Here is an 18,539-nt window from a genome sequence, read left to right as displayed (position 1 = left end):
CTGTGATACTGCAAGCGTTTATCAAGATGACACCCTGAAGTACCGACAAGGAGATTGGGGATGACAGAACCAACCGAGAGAGCAAAACGCTTCCGCTCCGCCATCGCCGATTTCATCCAGACACGGCGACTGGCCAAGCTGAAGGATGGCAAAGACGATGCCGGTACGGCATCGAAATACGACTACGCGACATGGCTGGCCGATGCGGCAGATAGGGCAAGACATCTTCAGTCTGCGACGCACGTGATCAAAGCCACCCATCCCAGTGTGAAAAAAAGCAGTAACGCGTACGTATTGCCAAGCGACATGATCCAAAGGCCGGAAATAGGCACGCACAACGTAGGAGCAAATTTCAAAGAGGACACAGCCGTTTCCGACGCCAAACATCTGGATGTGTCTGCGCTCCTGAAGCAAGTGGTTGATGGGCATAGATTGCTTGACTGGATTCGCCTTGACGATCCAGACCTTCGCCACGCGTTAGATCCAGATCCGAAAACTTCGGACGCATGGATTGCTGCGTTCAAGGGGCTTATTCGTAAAGAAAAATCCTACTCGTCGAGCACGCTTGCCAAGCAGGTCTATTGGCTGGTCGGCGACCAACCAACCGATGACACGCAGTACCACCTGCTGCAACCGATGTTCTCCAGCACGCTGGCGCATGTGGTGCACGCCGACATCCAGGATGCCCGCTTTGGCGAGGCCAACAAGCTAGCCCGCCAGGCGCGGCGCACCAAACAACCGTACGACGGCAGCTACCGCGATTACCGCAATCTGGTGGCACTCAAACTCGGCGGTACCAAACCGCATAACATTTCCCAACTCAACAGCGAACGCGGCGGCGTGAACTACCTGCTGGCCTCGCTGCCGCCGAGCTGGACGCTGGAACATCCGCGCAGCCTGTTGAAGACCGACTCGGCGATAGACCGGTTCGGCTACGGCAAGGACGTGCGCGCGATAGTGAAGACACTGGCCGACTTTCTGCTCGACGACCCGCCGCCCAACGACAAGACGCGCCGAATCCGCCAACGCATCGAACAAGAACTGAGCGCACAACTGGCCGTGTTCGCCGCCGAAACCCAGACGCGCTTCGCTCCCGGCTGGACCCGCGATGCGGACTGCACGCTGCCGCTCTACGAACAACTGTGGCTGGACCCGGAACGCACCGAGCTGCCGGTCCGCCGCGATCCGCAACACCCGCAATGGACCCAGGACGACGACGCCTTCAACGCTGCCTACACCTTCGGCGACTGGCCGGACCAGGTCGCGGGTCGCTTCGCCAATTGGGTCAATGCGCAACTGCACAAGGCAGGGCTGACCAGCGTCGGCGATAACGAGTACCGACACTGGGCCAGGCAGGCGATCATCGAGGCGACCTGGCCGGTGCCACTGCAGCGACGTGCGTCTGCCGGAGGCCAGGCATGAGCCGCTGCCCCGCTTTCAGCCACTTGCTGGTGCTGCCGCATCTGCATGTCCACAACGCCAACGCCGTTTCCAGCCCGCTGACCCACGGCTTCCCGTCGATGACCGCGTTGCTGGGCCTGATGTGGGCGCTGCAACGCAAGGTCCACGCCGCCGGGCTGGAGCTGACGTTTCACGCCATCGGCGCGGTCTGCCACGCCCATCAGGAACAGGTGACCGAGGGCGGCTTCGTCAAGGCCTTCCACCTGACCCGCAATCCGGTCGGCAAGGACGGCAAGACCGCCGCCATCGTCGAGGAAGGCCGCATCCATCTGCAACTGAGCCTGGTGCTGGGCGTGCACAGCCAACGTTGGAGCGACGACCCGCAGGCGCAGCAAGCCGACACCGCCACCGTGGCCGAGCTGCTTGGCGGCATGCGCATCGCCGGCGGCAGCGTGCGGCCACCGGCGCAGCCCTGGCGGCATCGCTACCAGCCATGGACGCTGGAGCTGACCGGCACCGAGGACGACCGCACGACGCAATTCCGCAAGGCGCGCATGCGGCTGCTGCCCGGTTTCGCGCTGGTGGAACGCGCCGACCTGCTCGACGCCCGCCTGGCCGAACTACAGGCCACCGATCCCGACGCCACTCGGTTGGATGCCTGGTTGTCGCTGTCGCGCATCAACTGGCGCTATCACAGCGACACTACTTCGCACGCCACGCCCGGATGGAGCAACGACCGCAGCGGGCGTGGCTGGACCGTGCCGATCCCGGTGGGCTACGGCGCTCTGGGCGAGCTGCAGGCAGCCGGCAGCGTGGCCAATGCACGCGACAACGCCACGGCCTTCCGCTTCGTCGAGAGCCTGTACTCGCTCGGCCAGTGGATCAGCCCGCACCGCCTGGACGCACCGCAGCAACTGCTCTGGTACGCCAACAGCGACCCCGGCCAGGGCCTGTACCGCTGTCGCAACGACTTCGCTGCGACCGCTATTGCCACCGAAACGTACGATTTCACCTTCTCTCTCGACTGACCTCACGACAAGGAATTCCAGCATGACAACCGACCTCAAGACCGCCTCCGTCCTCGCCTTCGAGCGCAAGCTCGATCCCTCCGACGCGCTGTTGTTTTCCGGCGCGTGGGCAGCGCGCGCCACGCCTGCCGACTGGCAGCCAGTCAAGCTGCGCGAAAAATCCGTCCGCGGCACCATTTCCAACCGGCTCAAGGCCAAAGACCAGGACCCGACCAAACTCGATGCCGCCATCGAGAACCCCAATCTGCAGACCGTGGACGTGGCCGCCCTGCCGCTGGATGCCGACACGCTGAAGGTACAGTTCACTCTGCGCGTGCTCGGTGGTACCGGCACACCCTCGGCCTGCAACGACACCGATTACCGCAAGAAACTCACCGCTACCGTTGCCGCTTATGTACAACAGCATGGCTTCGACACGCTGGCCCAGCGCTATGCGGCCAACCTGGCCAACGGGCGGTTTTTGTGGCGCAACCGTATCGGTGCGGAGCAGGTGGAAGTGCAGGTCGCGCATCTGAAAAATGGCGTGCCTGCCGCGCAATGGACGTTCCAGGCGCACGACCATTCGTTGCGCACCCTGCAGGCTCCATCTGCCGAAGCGGCGGATCTGGTCGCCTTGTCCTCGCTGATCGCCGCTGCGCTGGCGGGCAATGCGCACCTGCTGTTGCAGGTCACCGCGTTCGTGCGTGTCGGTGCGGGCCAGGAGGTGTTTCCCTCGCAGGAGCTTATTCTGGACAAGGGTAGCAGCAAGAAAAGCAGGACCCTCTACGCCGTCGGCGATGGCAGCAATGCAGTGGCTGCGATCCATTCGCAGAAGATCGGCAATGCGCTGCGCACCATCGACACCTGGTACCCGGAGGCAGACGACAACGGCCCGATCGCCGTGGAGCCGTACGGCTCTGTCACCACGCAAGGCAAGGCCTACCGGCAGCCAAAGGCCAAGCTGGATTTCTACAACCTGCTCGATGGCTGGGTGCTCAAGGACAAGCTGCCCGAGCCGGACCAGCAGCATTTCGTGATCGCCACGCTGATCCGGGGCGGTGTCTTCGGCGATGCGGGCTGACGCCATGGAGCATTATGTGGATCTCCAACTTCGTCCCGACCCGGAGCTTGCGCCGCACCAGCTGCTCAGCGGCCTGTACCTGCGCCTGCACCGCGCACTGGTGCAGCAGCAACGCCAGGACATCGGCGTCAGCTTTCCACGCCATGACGCGCGCAAGCCAAGTCTGGGTGCCCACCTGCGCTTGCACGGCCAACAGACCGCTTTGCAGACGTTGATGGCGAACCCCTGGCTGCACGGGATGCTCGATCACCTGGCGGTATCGGCCATTCTCGCTGCTCCTACCGACACCCAGCATCGGCACGTCACCAGGGTGCAGGCCAAGAGCAGCCCCTCGCGCCTGCGCCGTCGTGCCATGCGCCGTCATGGGATCGATGCCGAGACAGCCGCCCAACGCATCCCGGATGCGGCAGCCGAACAGCTGCCACTGCCGTTCGTCGTACTGGGCAGCCGCAGCACGGGACAGGCGTCATTCCCGCTGTTCATCCGTCACGGCCCCTTGCTATCGGAGCCGACGAACGGCAGCTTCAACAGCTACGGCCTGAGCCAGGAAGCGACGGTGCCCTGGTTCTGACCCTTTTTTCCGGACAGAAAAAGGCCGCTTTAGAATCAACCACTTGGCAGGCACCATGCTTCAAAGGGTGCCTGCCCTGTTTTTTCGGTATTTCTTTTATTTATCAATGGATTGGTGAAGTGCTGATCTTGTTCACTGCCGCGTAGGCAGCTCAGAAAAAAGAAGCTAGAGCCGTCCTTGAGAAGCTGCAGTTCACTGCCGCGTAGGCAGCTCAGAAAACGGTTCTGATGAGATGGAGGGCTTTGGTAAGGTTCACTGCCGCGTAGGCAGCTCAGAAAGAGGAAAAGATCCTTAGGCGGGCCGTGAAAGCGTTCACTGCCGCGTAGGCAGCTCAGAAATTTGCCGTAGCCGTAGCCTTTGCTGTAGCCATGTTCACTGCCGCGTAGGCAGCTCAGAAATAGTACGGATGACCTAGTAGCCTTGTGGAAAAGTTCACTGCCGCGTAGGCAGCTCAGAAATACTAAATGCACACCGCCGAGACTTAGAGATCGTTCACTGCCGCGTAGGCAGCTCAGAAATAACCCTTTTGCAGGTCTTTACACTTCTGGTAGTTCACTGCCGCGTAGGCAGCTCAGAAAATTTCGTAAGCAATTGCGGTCGAGGCTGCTTTGTTCACTGCCGCGTAGGCAGCTCAGAAAACTCTCGGTGCTGGTAGCGTTGTCCTCGTTAAGTTCACTGCCGCGTAGGCAGCTCAGAAATGCGTAGACCACATAAATGGTAACCCCGGAGAGTTCACTGCCGCGTAGGCAGCTCAGAAAAAGCACCCAGGATGGATTGCTAAGGCAGCTAAGTTCACTGCCGCGTAGGCAGCTCAGAAACAGGGCTCCCATGTTGAGCAAGGCACTGCGAGTTCACTGCCGCGTAGGCAGCTCAGAAACCGCCACGGCTTGCCGGCCGCTCTGCTAGGAAGTTCACTGCCGCGTAGGCAGCTCAGAAATGCATGGTCCAGAGGGATGTGTAAAAAACACTGTTCACTGCCGCGTAGGCAGCTCAGAAATGCAAAAACGCGTGCGGTAATTGAAAGAAACCCGTTCACTGCCGCGTAGGCAGCTCAGAAATCTAAGGTCGGCTCCTCGCAACGACACCCCAGGTTCACTGCCGCGTAGGCAGCTCAGAAAAGGGCGTCACCTTGGAAGAAAAACACGTTGAAGTTCACTGCCGCGTAGGCAGCTCAGAAATGGTGGAGCAGAAGTAAAGGGGATTTTTATGAGTTCACTGCCGCGTAGGCAGCTCAGAAAAGGTCCTTAAACCGGAGAGAGACAAAATGAACGTTCACTGCCGCGTAGGCAGCTCAGAAAGTCCAGGTTCGCCCCCGCCCAGTCCGCATGACGTTCACTGCCGCGTAGGCAGCTCAGAAAAAAGCCATCACCGTCGCCATAGCAGTAGCCGTGTTCACTGCCGCGTAGGCAGCTCAGAAACGCAATAGCCCTAGAGAACCCCGTTTGCATCATGTTCACTGCCGCGTAGGCAGCTCAGAAATGTATTTTCTTGTTGCCCAACTGCTTATCCAAGTTCACTGCCGCGTAGGCAGCTCAGAAAGCAATTAGCTTTGTAAGGCAATACATGATTCGGTTCACTGCCGCGTAGGCAGCTCAGAAAGCTTTGGGATAGGCCCCGCACACATTGCTGCCGTTCACTGCCGCGTAGGCAGCTCAGAAATGTGCTCAGGGGAATAGTTGTAGCCGTCATTGTTCACTGCCGCGTAGGCAGCTCAGAAAAGAGACATGGTTTGTTCGTAGTGACATAGAAAGTTCACTGCCGCGTAGGCAGCTCAGAAACCCTTGATCTGTGCTTGGGTAAGCCTACTCATGTTCACTGCCGCGTAGGCAGCTCAGAAAAAACATGATGACAGATGGAAAACCTGCCCCCGGGTTCACTGCCGCGTAGGCAGCTCAGAAAGTGGCCCGTGGGGGGTACTTCGTACCGGACAGGTTCACTGCCGCGTAGGCAGCTCAGAAAGTGCGCACCTACACTTACACCCACATACAAAGTGTTCACTGCCGCGTAGGCAGCTCAGAAAAGGAAAGCGGGATACGAACGCCCGTTTAACTTGTTCACTGCCGCGTAGGCAGCTCAGAAAGCTGCAACTTCCCCGACTCTAGGCAACCCTGGGTTCACTGCCGCGTAGGCAGCTCAGAAATGGCGGCGTCATTGCGAGTTTCACAACATGAAGTTCACTGCCGCGTAGGCAGCTCAGAAACTTTGCTATCTGCTCATGCAATAGGTGTAGCTGTTCACTGCCGCGTAGGCAGCTCAGAAAAGCACCGGAGCCCATCGGAAACTGCTGAAGCCGTTCACTGCCGCGTAGGCAGCTCAGAAATGCTACATGAGGGTGTTCCAAATGCCCTTGCCGTTCACTGCCGCGTAGGCAGCTCAGAAATGCTCAACAAAGTAGTTTGCCCAGCTTGTACCGTTCACTGCCGCGTAGGCAGCTCAGAAAGATATGCAAGCGCGTTCATGCGGCTTCCCACTTGTTCACTGCCGCGTAGGCAGCTCAGAAACTAACTCCGCAAGCCGTGCCTTTGCATCTTGGGTTCACTGCCGCGTAGGCAGCTCAGAAAGTAGCCGTAGCCGTTGCCGTCGCCGTAGCCGTGTTCACTGCCGCGTAGGCAGCTCAGAAAGGTTACGGAATCCCTAGGGAGGAACTATTACTGTTCACTGCCGCGTAGGCAGCTCAGAAATGTGGGTCCCTATTGATGTGATCAATCTCCTCGTTCACTGCCGCGTAGGCAGCTCAGAAACCCAGGTACGGGGTGAGAGACATCGGGACTTTGTTCACTGCCGCGTAGGCAGCTCAGAAACACTGGTGTCACTTGCATAGCCGAAGAAAACACGTTCACTGCCGCGTAGGCAGCTCAGAAATGCACAAGCAATTTGTGGGGCATGATGACATCGTTCACTGCCGCGTAGGCAGCTCAGAAACTATTGAGAAACTTACTATGAGCAAGCAGTGCAGTTCACTGCCGCGTAGGCAGCTCAGAAAGTCACCAAAACCGTAGCCGTCGCCGTCGCCGTGTTCACTGCCGCGTAGGCAGCTCAGAAACAAGGCTGGTACTCGCCCAGCCTTGAGTAGTGGTTCACTGCCGCGTAGGCAGCTCAGAAAATTCATAGACGGGGCGCCACTTTGCGCGGTAGGTTCACTGCCGCGTAGGCAGCTCAGAAAAATATGGGAGCCGGTGCGGCTCTAAATCGCATGTTCACTGCCGCGTAGGCAGCTCAGAAAATTTTGCGCGGTAGGTCGATTCGTCGCGCCCTGTTCACTGCCGCGTAGGCAGCTCAGAAAAGTCACTGCAAACTCGCTCTTGTATTCCATGTTGTTCACTGCCGCGTAGGCAGCTCAGAAATCTATCGATCTACCGTTGCCGGAAAACAAGGAGTTCACTGCCGCGTAGGCAGCTCAGAAATTGATCTCAGCCATCGAAGACTCAGACAGCGAGTTCACTGCCGCGTAGGCAGCTCAGAAATTGACTTTTCCGACGCTCTGCGCGCAAACAAGGTTCACTGCCGCGTAGGCAGCTCAGAAATCACCCGTGTGCGCCTGGGTCGGCGACATCATGTTCACTGCCGCGTAGGCAGCTCAGAAAGTTGCGCTTGGTCAGCCGTGAAGCGTTGTACGGTTCACTGCCGCGTAGGCAGCTCAGAAAGCTTTCCGAGCTCTACGATCTTCTCGCAGAACGTTCACTGCCGCGTAGGCAGCTCAGAAATCCCTCGTGACTTGCGTCAATCGCATCTCCTGGTTCACTGCCGCGTAGGCAGCTCAGAAAATCGACACGCATGGCGAACTCGCGCTGGCCGCGTTCACTGCCGCGTAGGCAGCTCAGAAAGGGTCTGCCGGTGGAGCCGCCACCTTGCTGAGGTTCACTGCCGCGTAGGCAGCTCAGAAAAGCTCGATGCGCTGTCACCACTACGGGGCGGCGTTCACTGCCGCGTAGGCAGCTCAGAAAACTCGAAAGCTCGTGAAGCTGAGAGATGCTCCGTTCACTGCCGCGTAGGCAGCTCAGAAATTCAGGCCCTTAGCCTCCCGGGCGTCTTCATCGTTCACTGCCGCGTAGGCAGCTCAGAAATACGTCCAAAGTCAGGGCGAGCTAGGCAGGGCGTTCACTGCCGCGTAGGCAGCTCAGAAATTGTCGAATCTTTCCATTTGTCGGGACGCGAAGTTCACTGCCGCGTAGGCAGCTCAGAAATCACCGCCTCAGCGGACTTGAGTTCGTATTGTTGTTCACTGCCGCGTAGGCAGCTCAGAAACAAAACCGTAACCAAGGCGCCCGCACCAGTTAGTTCACTGCCGCGTAGGCAGCTCAGAAATTAACGTCCATCCGCCACGGCCTGACAAGCTTGTTCACTGCCGCGTAGGCAGCTCAGAAATGCTGCTGAGCACGCAACTGCTGTTCAAGCTGGTTCACTGCCGCGTAGGCAGCTCAGAAAGATGAACTCGCGCGCGCTCGTGTGCTGAGACGGTTCACTGCCGCGTAGGCAGCTCAGAAATTGATTTCCTCGCCTGTAGGCTGGGTCCACCGGTTCACTGCCGCGTAGGCAGCTCAGAAATTGCCTTGCAGTCGAACCTTGACGAAGCCAGAGTTCACTGCCGCGTAGGCAGCTCAGAAATTGGAGGAGCGCGAACATTGGTTCACGCCCGCGTTCACTGCCGCGTAGGCAGCTCAGAAATTGCAGTTCGACATGGCCGAACATTTCGAGCCGTTCACTGCCGCGTAGGCAGCTCAGAAAAGCGTCTTCGGGCCTTGAACGTGACGATCAGCGTTCACTGCCGCGTAGGCAGCTCAGAAATGGTGCGTGTGGCAAATTCTCCGACCTGCACAGTTCACTGCCGCGTAGGCAGCTCAGAAACCACGATGGTGCGAATCACGACAAAGTGTTCAGTTCACTGCCGCGTAGGCAGCTCAGAAATCAACGGCACCCGGTATCTCCTGCAGGCCAAGGTTCACTGCCGCGTAGGCAGCTCAGAAAGCCCACGTTGAGGAGTGATCCATGCAACTGACGTTCACTGCCGCGTAGGCAGCTCAGAAATGTTGGCGTGCTGGGCGGTAAAGCAGATCCGCGTTCACTGCCGCGTAGGCAGCTCAGAAATTCACAGCCGCTTTCTCAGAAGCACGGTTGATGTTCACTGCCGCGTAGGCAGCTCAGAAAATCAAGTAGGTCTGTCCAACATCGCCACTCTGGTTCACTGCCGCGTAGGCAGCTCAGAAATGGCTCCGCCAATTCGTCTTGGCGATGTGGAATTTCACTGCCGCGTAGGCAGCTCAGAAAAAGGGCAACTAGCGGCAGCTACGCAAGCATGCGTTCACTGCCGCGTAGGCAGCTCAGAAAAATGCGTCTACGGTCCTTCTCCATGCGCACGGGTTCACTGCCGCGTAGGCAGCTCAGAAAATGTGCTTCGCTGCGATCTCCTCGATCTGGTCGTTCACTGCCGCGTAGGCAGCTCAGAAATGACACGCCGGAAGCCAATCATCGGCAAGAAAGTTCACTGCCGCGTAGGCAGCTCAGAAATGTCGCAGCCGTATCGCAAAGCGGCCGATGTTGTTCACTGCCGCGTAGGCAGCTCAGAAAACTGCCCTGCGGGCCTCTCACGCCTCCGGCCGGTTCACTGCCGCGTAGGCAGCTCAGAAAAGCAGCAGTTCTTCGAAGGTGAAGGGATCAATGTTCACTGCCGCGTAGGCAGCTCAGAAACCGACGGCGACGGGCAGCGCTGCGCGCTGGCTGTTCACTGCCGCGTAGGCAGCTCAGAAATTGTAAATGGTGCGAACCAGACCGGCACTTCCGTTCACTGCCGCGTAGGCAGCTCAGAAATGATAATCAGCGGGGAAGCGTGCGGCCATCGATGTTCACTGCCGCGTAGGCAGCTCAGAAATTGCGGGCGTGCGCTCTTCGGAACGACGACGAGTTCACTGCCGCGTAGGCAGCTCAGAAAAGGCATCGAACTGCTCGGCAGCAGCAGGCTTGGTTCACTGCCGCGTAGGCAGCTCAGAAAGGGCAGTTCAAGTGCAGATCAAAGCTCAATGGGTTCACTGCCGCGTAGGCAGCTCAGAAAACTCTGTTCAGTGATAGACAACGGAACAACTTGTTCACTGCCGCGTAGGCAGCTCAGAAAGATGCGGTCTGAGCGCTTCGCGTCGCTCAATGGTTCACTGCCGCGTAGGCAGCTCAGAAAAAGCCCTCGAAGACTTTGCGCTCAGCAGCACGGTTCACTGCCGCGTAGGCAGCTCAGAAATACGGCACATCTGCAATCCCCGGCGCGTACCTTGTTCACTGCCGCGTAGGCAGCTCAGAAAGATTCGAATTATCGGCGATGACGGCGCAGAGAGTTCACTGCCGCGTAGGCAGCTCAGAAAAGCATTGCGTCTGCTCCAGCTCACGCCTGACTGTTCACTGCCGCGTAGGCAGCTCAGAAAACTGTGCTTCGTACCCTGCAATCGACTCAGCGGTTCACTGCCGCGTAGGCAGCTCAGAAATCGGCCTGGCATATTCGACATGTTGTCGGAGTGTTCACTGCCGCGTAGGCAGCTCAGAAAAGTAGCAGGATCGGGATACGCGACGAGTCGGCGTTCACTGCCGCGTAGGCAGCTCAGAAACGAAGAACTCTTGCGAAAGCCTCTGCCGGTACGTTCACTGCCGCGTAGGCAGCTCAGAAAAGACTTCAAATTGCTCAGCAGCAGCAGGCTTAGAGCGTCTAACAAAACCCCTTGAATCTTGTCTCGCCGGTGGCAAAATTGCGGACATGACACGTCGCAAAGAGATCCCCATTGCGCTGTGGAAGCGCATCGAGCCGCTGATTCCCCAAGTGAAGCGTTCGCCCAAAGGTGGACGGCCGCGTATCAGTGATCAGCAAGCCCTCAACGGCATCGTCTATGTCCTGCGCACGGGCGTGCCATGGGAAGACCTGCCTATGGAGCTGGGCTATGGCAGCGGCATGACCTGCTGGCGCCGGTTGCGTGATTGGCAGGCCGCCGGTGTGTGGCATCGTCTGCACAATGTGTTGCTGACCGAACTGCGTCGCGCCCAGAGGCTGGATCTGAGCCGAGCCAGTCTGGACGCCGCCAGTGTGGCCTCCCCCCGGGGGGCGCCTACACCGGGCCAAACCCGACCGATCGCGGCAAACTCGGCAGCAAACGGCATCTGATCGTGGACCGCAACGGCGTGCCCTTGGCAGTGTGCGTCACCGGCGCCAATCGGCACGACTCGGTCGTGTTCGAGGAGTTGATCGACGCCTTGCCGCCAATTGGTGGCAAACCAGGGCGCCCGCGACGTTGGCCAGACAAATTGCACGCCGACAAGGCTTACGACATCGACCGCTGTCGCGCCTTCCTCAAGCAGCGCGGCATCATTGCGCGGATCGCACGCAAGGGAATCGAGCGCAACGACCGGTTGGGCCGTCATCGCTGGGTCGTCGAGCGCACGCATGCCTGGTTCGCAGGCATGGGCAAACTGCGCATCCGCTTTGAACGCCGCATCGATCTCCACTTGGCGTTGCTCTCGCTTGCATGCTCCATCATCTGCTTACGGCTTCTTCCTGGGTTTTGTTAGCCGCTCTTAGTTCACTGCCGCGTAGGCAGCTCAGAAAGAGCAATGGGTCAGCATCTTCACTGTCGCTGAGTTCACTGCCGCGTAGGCAGCTCAGAAATGACTCGACAGCTCGTGCAGCTGAGAGATGCTGTTCACTGCCGCGTAGGCAGCTCAGAAAGCCTGGCGCGTCGGTGCAACGAAACTGACGGTGTTCACTGCCGCGTAGGCAGCTCAGAAATTGCGCGGCTGGTCCGGATCTACATGTAGCACGTTCACTGCCGCGTAGGCAGCTCAGAAATAAAGCTCTGAATCGCAAGAGGTTGGAAGACCGTTCACTGCCGCGTAGGCAGCTCAGAAATCAGAGCAAACCAAATGATTCGTGCAGCGGTTGTTCACTGCCGCGTAGGCAGCTCAGAAATATTTCGTCGCAAGAAACAGGAGGATCAGGGTGTTCACTGCCGCGTAGGCAGCTCAGAAACATCAAGTTCGTCAATCCGCGCAAGTTCGGCGAGTTCACTGCCGCGTAGGCAGCTCAGAAAAAAAAGCGCACGCCCACAGGCCAGCTATCGGCGTTCACTGCCGCGTAGGCAGCTCAGAAATAACTGCAAAGGCAATGCTTTCGCAGTCATCAGTTCACTGCCGCGTAGGCAGCTCAGAAAGTGAAGCGACGGGATCGGCTGTGATCACGCCAGTTCACTGCCGCGTAGGCAGCTCAGAAAGCCCTCGAAGACTTTGCGCTCAGCAGCACGCCGTTCACTGCCGCGTAGGCAGCTCAGAAACGTCTCGACGCACAAGGGCCGTGGCGCGGCTTGTTCACTGCCGCGTAGGCAGCTCAGAAAGGAGGAGTTGGCCTCAGCGCCTCGTCCATGGAGTTCACTGCCGCGTAGGCAGCTCAGAAACGGAGGTCAGCAAATAGTGCACCTCCTCTTGCGTTCACTGCCGCGTAGGCAGCTCAGAAACTCCACAAGCACGCCGCGTGCTATTTCGATGGGTTCACTGCCGCGTAGGCAGCTCAGAAACCACTCGGCGCAGGAACGACCGGCACCGGAGCGTTCACTGCCGCGTAGGCAGCTCAGAAAAGCAAGCGCTGGAGCTTGTCGTTCTGCGGCAAGTTCACTGCCGCGTAGGCAGCTCAGAAAAAAGGCGTGTTCACTGCGCGCACTATCGCCTGGTTCACTGCCGCGTAGGCAGCTCAGAAATAAGCCCATCGCGATACCGCCCCCTTGCTGCTGTTCACTGCCGCGTAGGCAGCTCAGAAAAACAGCTCCGCGCATCTGTGCCGGATGGGGACGTTCACTGCCGCGTAGGCAGCTCAGAAAAAAAGGGCCAGGTCGAAGACCAGGACACCTCCCGTTCACTGCCGCGTAGGCAGCTCAGAAATCTAGTGGGACTCTTTACAGGGCGCTCTTACAGTTCACTGCCGTGTAGGCAGCTCAGAAATACCATTGCGCCACGCAGAGCAGACCGATGCATTCACTGCCGTTTAGGCAGCGCATAAATGCGACTGGTCCGTCCGCTCTCGCGCTGTATTTGCCACGACTGTCGCGTGTCATGGACAGGCGACCTGCAATGCTCCATGCATCGGCATGTGCTGTTGAACAGGTGACGTAGACCATGCGCGCGTTGGAAAGGCATGTTTGCGCAGGCTTAGCAGTGTACGGCGCATGCCGTCGTCGACGCCTTCAACAGACGTGCAACGCAGGGGAAAACCGGCGGAAGATGCGCTGCGATAAAGCCACGCCGCGCGCATCGCCCGCGCGTGCACTCACTTGCGTCAGTAAAACCCCAGAAACATCGCCACCGCCGATTCGGCCACTTGCGTCTGTTGCTCCGGCGACAGCGGCGGCGGCTGGCCCTTGGCGAGCTGCGGCCAGAACGCGAAGCCCTTCACCAACGCCTGCAGCTGCTGCGCGGCGAAGTCCGGCTCCGCGCTTGCAAGCCGCCCGTCGGCCAACGCAACGCGTCGCCATCGCCAGGTGGGGTTCCTTCCTCCTTGCTGCCCAACTGCGACAGCCGCGCGCTCGCTCCGGCATGGGCGGGGCAGATGCGCGTGCGACGCCAGCTGCCGCGTAATGCTTCGCCAGCTCTGCTATCGGCCAGCAACGCGCCAAACCTCCGATATCAGCAACGTACGGAGCGATTCGGGCGCAGCGACATCAGTTCGCTGTCTGGCCAGAATGTTGCCTGCAGAGTGATTCAATCCTCGCTCAATGCGGTCCGCAGTTTGGATCTTTCATCTCAGCAATGGCTGCGTCGCGTACCTGAACTCGATGCTCTCTTCGAGATATGGCAACTGCGCCGTCCGTCGACGATGCACTCAGCTTCAAGGCTGCGTGGCGGTCGCATTCCTCGGCACCGGCCATCGATCGATGCCGTCACTGCACTTAGAGTCAGGACATATCTGATGAAGACTACTACATCCGCCAACTCGGTCAATCGTAACGCGGCGGCGTCAAACCCAAACATCCAGGACATCGGAAAAGAAGCATCCTCCAGCGTTTTACCCGGCCATTCGGACATCCAGGGCGATACTCTACTGACCATACTGCCGCGCCGTCCCAGCAGACGCGGCAAGGAGGTCGCAGGCGCCACTGCGCCTGCGACGCAGGCGGCGACGCAGGCGGCTGGGCAATCGGGCGCCGTCGGCATGCACGGTGTGCCGCCTGCAGTTTCGTCGAACTTTCGTGGGTCACGTCTGACGCGGCTCAAAGACAGATTGGCTGCCGACAACCGGCGCCAGGTCCAGCCCCAACTGGCGGCGGCACTCATCAACGCGATCAGGCCGATGAATGGGCAGGTAAAACTGCCGGACGGCACCGGCGTGGAGGAACGTGCAGCAACGCACGCGGATCTGTTGAGCCGCATCAGCGAAACAGATGCGATGGATTGGTACAAGGCGCAGGGATTGAGCGAAGGCGAGGTTTCCAAGTTGCGACGTACCGCGCTGCTGTCCGGCATGCCCAATCCCACCGGCAGTTTTTTGAACAATGCGATGCAGTACATCGTCTCGCCCTGGATCAACTACGCAACCGGTCAGCCTTGGGCGGGCGCAGGGTTCGGCGTTGCGACAGCGGCCGTCGCCGCACCGATGAATGCGGCCCAGCAGTCGGCGGTGGTCAGCCTGTGCGAGTCGATCCGCGAGCACGGCGGTCACGTCATCGTGCCGGACAAGAATCAGATCAACGACAAGCATTGGCTACCGGACCTTGCGAAGGCGTTGGAAATCCATGTCGCAGAATTCAGCGGTCATTGCGATCAGTTTCGCGAACTCAAGAACGTCGCAGACAACACATCCTCGGCGACGGCAACTACCAACCTCATGGCCGCTGCCCACAACTTGCTGGAAGCCGAAGCACGCCTGCATCAGGGCCAGCGCGACTTTGTCATGACCCAGGGCGCGCACGACCGGCAATGGATGGGCAATCGCTGGCAGGCCGTCCCGCGCATCCTGCGCTCACCATTGGCGGGCACGCTGGGCCTGCTCGGCAAGACCGGCGCAATGCGGGCGCTGTCGCCGACCGCGCAGACCGTCGGTGCCCTGCTGATGACAGCTGCGCAGCATGTGGCCGCCGGCTTCGACGAACAGGCAAAACAGGATTACAACAACAAGCTCAATCTGCTGTACGCCGATGTATTGACCGAGACAGGCAAGTCAAAATTTGCGCGTGGCGAACCGGTCGCGGCAGACGATATCGATCAGAGCAAACTCCGTAAACTGATTCAGTCGCCCACGCAAGCTTTAGTCAAACGCGTCACCAACGCACTGGCATCGATGGAGAAAGCGCTCAAGGCGGAGGTGGCGGCACCGCCCTCGCTGCAGCGGGCGGCAGACGCCGACGACCTGGATCTGGAATTGGGTCACGGCGCCGGCCCGGCGAAGGCCTTGGAACTGCTGAGCCAGGACCTGCAAGCCTTGCGCGAAGGCAAGTTGGACGAGCTTGACCCAGACGGTGTGGCTGCGGAGGTGCTGCTCAACGCCGAGAAGTCGGTGGTGTCGGATCAACTGATCAGCGATATCGCCAAGAAGTACACCTTGCGCGAATTCTCCGCACAGACCGCTCAACGCATTGGCCAGATGTTCCACCTCGGCGTGCTGGGCAGCGCGGCGTCCTCGGTGATCGGCAAGGCCAGCTCAGCGGCGCATGGCGGAGCACGCAAGGTGCCGACGAAGCAGACCCTGGCGATCTCCGCACTGTCGGGAGCCATGGCTGCGGTCGGCGCCCTGAATCAGCACACCGCCATCACCGTCAAGAACAATCGCCGCGAGGGCGACACCGACATCGGATTGAAGCAGCAAGTTCTCCGCGGTGTGATGGGGGGCGCCAGCGAAGCGCTGTCCCAGCGTCGGGCCACCAAGGCGAGCCTAAAGATCAGTGAGCTTCTGCAGGACAACGATGTGGAAGACTTGTTGTATAAAGCCCGGGAGGTCATCCAAGAGTCCCGGGCCACGTCATCCGGAGTGCAGACCGCGCCGTCGCTGACCCTGCCGCAGGCGGTGGAACAACTGCGACCGGCAGTGGCGTCTGCGCCGCAGTCGCACGAGGTGATCGTGGAGATCGGGGACGATCAGGCGCCGCCGCGACCGGCGTGATGCGGCGCCGACCAGTGCGATACATTTAATGCGACGCAACAAAAACGGGATGGCCGCAAGGCCCTCCCGTTTCGATCGTTGCCGGCATCCGCGCGTCGTGCACGCGGCTTGTTTACTCGGTCAAACCACGATCTTTCAGCAGCGCCTTGACGCTGGGGTCCTTGCCGCGGAAATCGCGATATAGCGTGGCCAGATCAACGGTATTGCCGCGCGAGAGAATCTTGGCGCGGAAGGCGTCGCCATTCTTGCGATTCAACCCGCCGTTTTCCTTGAACCATTCGAACGCATCTTCGTCGAGCACTTTCGACCAGAAATAGGCGTAGTAACCGGCCGAATAACCGCCGCCCCAGATGTGGTCGAAATAGCTGCTGCGGTAACGCGGCGGTACTTCGGCCAGGTCCACCTTGAAGCGCTTCAAGGCATCGGCTTCGAACTTGCTCACGTCCTGCAACGGCGCGTCGGCCGGCTGGGTGTGCCAAGCCAGATCGAGCAGTGCGGCCGACAAGTATTCGGTGGTCGCGTAGCCGCTGTTGAAGGTCCTGGCTTTCTTGATCTTCTCCACCAGCTCGGGCGGCATCGCTGCACCGGTCTGATAGTGCTTGGCGTAGTGCGCGAACACCTTGGGATCGGAGGCCCAATGCTCGTTGAACTGCGAGGGGAACTCGACGAAGTCGCGCGAGGTGCTGGTGCCGGCGATCGAGGGGTACTTCACCTTGGAGAACATGCCGTGCAGCGCGTGGCCGAACTCATGAAACAAGGTGGTGACATCGTCGAAACTCAGCAACGCCGGCTGGCCGGCAGCCGGCTTGGTGAAGTTGCAGACGTTGTAGACCACCGGCTTGGCGCCGGTGAGGCCGTCCTGCGTGACGAACACGTCCATCCACGCGCCACCGGACTTGCTGTCGCGCTTGAAGTAGTCGGTATAGAACAGCGCCATCGACGTGCCGTCGTGATCGAACACCTCATACACCTTCATGTCCGGGTGATAGGTCGGGATGTCGGTGCGCTGCTTGAAGGTGATGCCGTACAGCTGGGTGGCCGCGTAGAAAACGCCGTTCTGCAGCACGTTGTCCAGTTCGAAATACGGCTTGATCTGCGCTTCGTCCAGGTCGTACTTGGCCTTGCGCACCTGCTCGGCGTAGAAGTCCCAATCGGAGGCGGCGAGCTTGAAGTCGCCCTTCTGCGTATGGATGACCTTCTGCATCTCGGCCGCTTCGCGGCGTGCCTTGGCGGTAGCTGCAGGCACGGTGTCGGTCAGCAGCTTGAGCGCAGCGTCCGGGGTCTTGGCCATCTGGTCGCCCAGACTATAGGCGGCGTAGTTGCCGAAGCCGAGCAGCTTGGCTTTTTGAGCGCGCAACTGTGCCAGGCGCTGGATGGTCTGGCGGGTATCGTTGGCATCGCCTTTCTCTGCGCGCGTTTCCGAAGCCTTAAGCAGGTCGGCGCGCAGTTGGCGGTCCTTCAACGAGGCCAGTACTGGCTGCTGGGTGGTGTTCTGCAAGGTGAGCAGATAGTTGACAGCGAGCTTGCGCGCCTTGGCGGCATCGGCAGCGGCGGCGATATCGCCCTCGCTCAGGCCATCGAGCCTGGCCTTGTCGTCGACTACCACCGCGCCGGCAGCCGAGGCGGCCACCAGGCGGGTGTGGAACTGCGTGGAGAGCGTGGTCTCTTCGATATTGAGCTTGCGCAGGCTGGCCTTGTCGTTCTCCGACAGCTGCGCACCCGCACGCACGAGCTCTTCGTAATCGCGCTCGACCAGACGCTTCTGCTCCGGATCCAGGCTCAGTGCGTCGCGCTGGTCGTAAAGGGTTTTGACGCGGGCGAACAATTTCGGATCGAGATCGATCTCGTCCTTGTGCGCGGCCAACTTGGGCGCGATGTCCTCCTGGATTTTTTGGCGTGCATCGCTGGTATCGGCTTGCACAAGCCCGAAGAAAATGTGCGAGACACGCGTGAGCGTTTGGCCACTGCGCTCCATTGCCTCGATGGTGTTGTCGAAGGTGGGTGGCTCGGGGTTGTCGGCGATCTTGCGGATATCAGCCAGATGCAGGCGCATGCCTTCATCGAAGGCGGGCAGATAATCGGCATCCTTGATCTTGTCGAACGGCGGCGCCAGGAACGGCAGCGTACTGGCGGTCAGCAGCGGATTCGGCGCAGCATCCGCGGCCGGGGTGGTGGCGGTCTTTTCGGGCACGGTGGTGGACTCCTTACCGGACGGTTTTTTTCCAGAACAAGCAGCCAGTGCCAGGGTGATGGCAACGGCCAGAACGACGGTACGCGACATGGCGTGTAAGTCCTGAGTGGGTAGAGCAGCCAATTACACTAGCGGGTTTGCCTCCCGCTGGCATGTGCCGTTGGGTTGGGTCCTGCGTC

General features: G+C 59.8%; 7 protein-coding genes, 1 pseudogene and 2 CRISPR repeat arrays. Of the genes and pseudogenes, 6 read left to right on the top strand and 2 right to left on the bottom strand.

Going from position 1 to position 18,539, the window contains the following annotated elements:
- Nucleotides 1-60: 60 nt before the first annotated feature.
- From csy1 to J5I97_RS01060, 5 genes are all read left to right on the top strand, one after another.
- Entirely contained in the window at nt 61-1,422 is a 1,362-nt protein-coding gene (gene csy1 / locus J5I97_RS01080) for a type I-F CRISPR-associated protein Csy1 (protein ID WP_208588459.1), read from the top strand.
- On the top strand, nt 1,419-2,429 hold the full coding sequence (csy2, locus tag J5I97_RS01075) for a type I-F CRISPR-associated protein Csy2 (RefSeq protein ID WP_208588457.1): 1,011 nt from the start codon (nt 1,419-1,421) through the stop codon (nt 2,427-2,429). Before csy1 ends, csy2 begins: the two co-directional genes overlap by 4 nt.
- A 22-nt stretch (nt 2,430-2,451) precedes the next feature.
- Complete coding sequence (csy3, locus tag J5I97_RS01070) at nt 2,452-3,489, top strand: type I-F CRISPR-associated protein Csy3 (protein ID WP_208588455.1); 1,038 nt, start codon at nt 2,452-2,454, stop codon at nt 3,487-3,489.
- A gap of 16 nt (nt 3,490-3,505) precedes the next feature.
- A complete protein-coding gene (gene cas6f, locus J5I97_RS01065; protein WP_238135601.1) occupies nt 3,506-4,060 on the top strand; it encodes a type I-F CRISPR-associated endoribonuclease Cas6/Csy4 in 555 nt (184 codons plus the stop codon).
- A 130-nt stretch (nt 4,061-4,190) separates the two neighbouring features.
- Nucleotides 4,191-10,707: a CRISPR direct-repeat array (repeat unit 28 nt; unit sequence GTTCACTGCCGCGTAGGCAGCTCAGAAA).
- Nucleotides 10,708-10,793: 86 nt separating this feature from the next.
- A protein-coding gene (locus J5I97_RS01060; protein ID WP_208588453.1) for an IS5 family transposase occupies nt 10,794-11,599 on the top strand; the annotation gives its coding sequence in 2 pieces (ribosomal slippage) (nt 10,794-11,124 and nt 11,124-11,599; 807 coding nt in all).
- 8 nt (nt 11,600-11,607) lie between these two features.
- Nucleotides 11,608-13,077: a CRISPR direct-repeat array (repeat unit 28 nt; unit sequence GTTCACTGCCGCGTAGGCAGCTCAGAAA).
- A 275-nt stretch (nt 13,078-13,352) separates the two neighbouring features.
- On the opposite strand, the pseudogene J5I97_RS01055 reads toward J5I97_RS01060, so the two are convergent.
- A pseudogene (locus tag J5I97_RS01055) lies at nt 13,353-13,612 on the bottom strand (TetR/AcrR family transcriptional regulator C-terminal domain-containing protein); the annotation flags it as partial.
- A 370-nt stretch (nt 13,613-13,982) separates the two neighbouring features.
- Between J5I97_RS01055 and xopN the strand changes: the two are divergent.
- Nucleotides 13,983-16,169: a type III secretion system effector XopN gene (gene xopN, locus J5I97_RS01050; RefSeq protein ID WP_208588452.1), complete on the top strand. Its 2,187-nt coding sequence runs from the start codon at nt 13,983-13,985 to the stop codon at nt 16,167-16,169.
- A 112-nt stretch (nt 16,170-16,281) separates the two neighbouring features.
- On the opposite strand, the gene dcp is transcribed toward xopN, so the two are convergent.
- Nucleotides 16,282-18,450: a peptidyl-dipeptidase Dcp gene (gene dcp, locus J5I97_RS01045; protein WP_208588450.1), complete on the bottom strand. Its 2,169-nt coding sequence runs from the start codon at nt 18,448-18,450 to the stop codon at nt 16,282-16,284.
- Between the last annotated feature and the right edge of the window lie 89 nt (nt 18,451-18,539).

The sequence above is a fragment of the Xanthomonas fragariae genome, from assembly GCF_017603965.1.
Classification (GTDB): Bacteria; Pseudomonadota; Gammaproteobacteria; order Xanthomonadales; family Xanthomonadaceae; genus Xanthomonas; species Xanthomonas fragariae_A.
The sequence above is the reverse complement of the archived record's forward strand: the minus strand, read 5'-3'. Positions and strand labels throughout refer to the sequence as shown.